The sequence below is a fragment of the Leisingera sp. ANG49 genome (assembly GCF_059694505.1).
Map to the genome: position 1 here is coordinate 1 of NZ_JCATZN010000033.1, position 2159 is coordinate 2159.

A 2159-nucleotide genomic window follows, 5' to 3' on the forward strand; every position below is an offset into this window, starting at 1 on the left:
CGGCCGAAGCATCCTAATCACGTCTGGAGCGTGGACTTTGTTCACGACAAGCTCAGCAATGGCCGAAGCTACAAAATGCTGACAGTTCTGGACGAATACACCCGCCAGGCGCTCGCGGTGGTAGGCCGCGCAAACCAAAAGACAAGGCGAAGGTCGAGAGCGCCGCCCTGCTGGTCGAACGCTGGATCCTGGCGCGGCTGCGCAACCGGCAATTCTTCAGCCTCGAGGAAGTAAACGCCGCCATCCGCCCGTTGCTGGAGCGGCTCAACAACAAGGTCTCCCGCCACCTTGACGCCAGCTGCCGGCAGCTGTTCGAACAGCTGGACAGGCCCGCCCTGAAGCCGCTGCCGGCGGAGCCTTACGTCTATGCCGAATGGAAGAAGTGCCGCGCGGGGATCGATTACCACATCGCAATCGGTCGGCATTACTATTCCGTGCCGCACCAGCTGATGAAGAAAGAGCTGTGGGCCCACATCACCTCCCGCACCGTCGAGGCTTTCCATGGCGGACAATGCGTGGCTTCGCATGTCCGTACCTCCGGCAACGGACAGCACTCCACCCAGCGGGATCATATGCCCGCCCATCACCGGTTCCGCGAAGATTGGACGCTGCAGCGCATCCATGCCCGGGCCGCCCGTGTGGGCCGGAATGTGGCGATCTTCGCCAAGGTGGTGATGCGCGGGCGCAAGCACCCGGAACAGGGCTATCGCACCTGCCTGGGTGTGATCCGCCTGACCGACAAGTTCGGCCGGGACCGCCTTGACGCCGCCTGCAAGCGGGCGCTCGAGATCAACGCCTGCTCCTATTCATCGGTCCATTCGATCCTGAAGAACGGACTGGAACGCAATCCCCGCACCCGCGTCACGGAGGAGCCTGCAATCACCCACCCCAACATCCGTGGCGCCGACTACTTCCATTGAAAGGATCTTCATTCTGACCCACCCAACCCTCGACCGCCTGAAAGCCCTGCGCCTTGATGGCATGGCGGAAGCCTTTGCCGAATTGCAGGCGCAGGACAGCGCCGCCGGTCTGACCCACGCCGATTGGCTGGGTCTGCTTGCCGACCGCGAAGCTGCCAGCCGGGAGACCAAGCGCTTTGACGCCCGCATGCGCGCGGCCAGGTTGCGCCATGTTGGCGCCTGCCCGGAAGATGTGGCTTATCGCGCGCGGCGCTGCCTCGACAAGGCGCTGTTCCAGAGCCTGCTCACGGGCAAGTGGATCGCCGAAAAGCGCAATCTGATCATTACCGGCTCGTGCGGCGTCGGCAAAACGTGGCTGGGCTGCGCGCTTGCGCAGGCCGCCTGCCGCGATGGCGTCACCGTGCTCTGCAAGCGAATGCCACGCCTCTTCGATGAGCTCGAAATGGCCCATGGCGATGGGCGCTTTCCCCGCCTGTTCCGCAGTCTCACGAAAGCCCAGCTGGTGATCCTCGATGACTGGAGGCCGGACCGGCTTACCGCACCGCAGCGCCGCGCTCTGATGGAGATAGTCGAAGACCGCTACGGCCTCGGCTCAACCATGATCACCAGCCAGCTGCCCATCAAGGCGTGGCACGATGTCATCGGCGAGCCGACCTTTGCGGACGCTATCCTCGACCGCATCGTTCACAACGTCTACCCCCTCGAACTCGAAGGGCAGTCCATGCGCAAGACCATCGCCAAAATGGATGACGAAACACCCCAAACTTGATACCCAGAAACCTATGCCTCAAGGCAACGCGTCAAAGTTGGGCGAATAGCCCGGAACAGGTGGGCGCATGTTGTCGGAATGGGTGGGCGGATCCTCCGGAATACGCGGCCAGTCGTAGACCGTTTTTCCCGGCGCGCTATGCGATCTCTCGATAACCCTATGGTGTTCGCAAAGAATCTGCCCCTCTCCGGCGACCACGATCCGTTCCGGGTAGACCCTCAAGCTGACAGGCCGGTTCGCAAAAGAGGCGGGGACGCTGTAACGGTTCCGCTCAAAGGTGATCAGACAGGTTGGGGATACAAGTTTGCTCTGTTCGACAAAGCCGTCGAAGGCTGGAGGAGACGGCATCAGCACGGACGTCTCCTCGGCCCAGACGTCAGCGACGGAGCCCGGGCGCGAGCCGTGCGGGATCTCGCTCCAAAGCTCTATGCAGCGGCCCTCCAGCCAAGCATTCAAGGCCGCCAGGTCTG

At 62.7% G+C, this 2159-nt stretch carries 2 protein-coding genes and 1 pseudogene; 2 read left to right on the forward strand and 1 reads right to left on the reverse strand.

Annotated elements, in window-relative coordinates; translation table 11 throughout:
- The first annotated feature begins 251 nt into the window (after positions 1 to 251).
- Positions 252 to 920, forward strand: a complete 669-nt coding sequence (locus AC58NV_RS23505; protein ID WP_497229302.1) for a Mu transposase domain-containing protein — start codon at positions 252 to 254, stop codon at positions 918 to 920.
- Between the two features lie 10 nt (positions 921 to 930).
- Positions 931 to 1689, forward strand: coding sequence for an IS21-like element helper ATPase IstB (istB, locus tag AC58NV_RS23510; protein ID WP_497229303.1), 759 nt, complete (start codon positions 931 to 933; stop codon positions 1687 to 1689).
- A 108-nt stretch (positions 1690 to 1797) separates the two neighbouring features.
- Here the strand turns inward: istB and AC58NV_RS23515 are convergent.
- Positions 1798 to 2159 (reverse strand): annotated as a pseudogene (locus AC58NV_RS23515) (Mu transposase domain-containing protein); the annotation flags it as partial.